Origin of the sequence: Pedobacter sp. Leaf250, assembly GCF_920984735.1 — a bacterium.
Lineage (GTDB): Bacteria > Bacteroidota > Bacteroidia > Sphingobacteriales > Sphingobacteriaceae > Pedobacter.
This window is the reverse complement of record NZ_CAKLBU010000047.1, coordinates 1-1,279: the sequence shown is the minus strand read 5'-3', so window position 1 is coordinate 1,279 and position 1,279 is coordinate 1. Positions and strand designations below refer to the sequence as shown.

The following is a 1,279-nucleotide window of genomic DNA, read 5'->3' as shown; positions in this document are numbered from 1 at the left end:
GAGGCTAGGTAAACTTTGAGTTATACCGTAAAAAAGGTTTAGCCCACACGATTTTATTCTCAGGAGTCTGAACAGTACTTAAGGCCGCAGAGCGAGCCTGGATAAAACAAAAGGATAGACGAAGGAGAATTGAGTCGATATGATTAAAATTCTTAACTATGGCTATTAGAAAACAATCCATTGGGATAGATATCTCAAAATCAACATTTACAGCTTGTCTCTGTCAGCAATCTGATGATGGCAAATTAACGTTCTCAAAAGTCCTGGACTTCAGCAACGATAGCAAAGGCTTCAATCAGTTATTACGTTGGACCAAAGGCCTGATTGTATCTGATTCGGAGCTTGTATTCCTCATGGAAGCAACAGGGGTTTATTATGAGAACCTTGCGCACCATCTTTACAAGATAAAGAAAAGGGTTCACGTAGTACTTCCTAACACCTCGAAGCACTATTTCTCGAGTCTTAATGTGAAAACAAAAACAGATGCCGTTGATGCGAGAATTCTAAGCCAGTTTGGTGTTGAGAGAGTTCATAAGTTATGGACACCACCACCAAGCGCACTCTTGCAGCTCAGAAACTTAACCCGCTATTATGTTCAGCTTCAGGAACAGAAGACAGCACTGGGCAATATTAAGCACAGCAAGGACTGCTCACATGATATCCAAAATTTCATTACCAAAAGCAACAAAAAACTTATCAATGAGATAGATAAGGAAATCCAGAGATGTTTGAAAGAAATTAAAAAAGCTATTGAAGATGATAAAGCACTAAAAGAGCGGGTAAGAAAAATCTTGACAATAAAAGGTGTAGGTTTAATTACAGTGGCAACTATTTTAGCAGAAACAATGGGTTTTGAACAGTTTCACAGTTCAAAACAATTGGTGAGCTACTCAGGCTATGATATTGTACAAAGAGAATCCGGCACCTCAATTAAGGGCAAGACAAGGATATCCAAGAAAGGGAACAGGTATATCAGAAATGCGCTTTATTTCCCGGCAATGGTTGCCTGTAGGTACAATGAAACATTAAAAGAAACTTATATCAGGATCAATAAAAACAGCAAGGCATCGAAAATGATTGGTCAGGTAGCAATACAGCGGAAACTGCTGGTATTGATTTATACACTTTGGAAAAATAATACAGAATTTATTGAAAACCACAAAAGTAGTAGCCTCGATCCGAAAATCGAGACTACGCAAGATAGTTCAGTGGCTGAACTTCTTTAGAATACAAAAATACTTTTTTGTCTAAATATTTGGAATTTATAACAGTACCTTTT

General features: G+C 37.6%; 1 protein-coding gene. It reads left to right on the top strand.

The genetic code is table 11. The annotated features are described in order from the left end of the window. The first annotated feature begins 158 nt into the window (after positions 1-158). Positions 159-1,226 (top strand): IS110 family transposase, encoded by a 1,068-nt coding sequence (locus LUA91_RS20620; RefSeq protein WP_231428003.1) that lies wholly within the window; start codon positions 159-161, stop codon positions 1,224-1,226. The last annotated feature ends 53 nt before the right edge of the window (positions 1,227-1,279 follow it).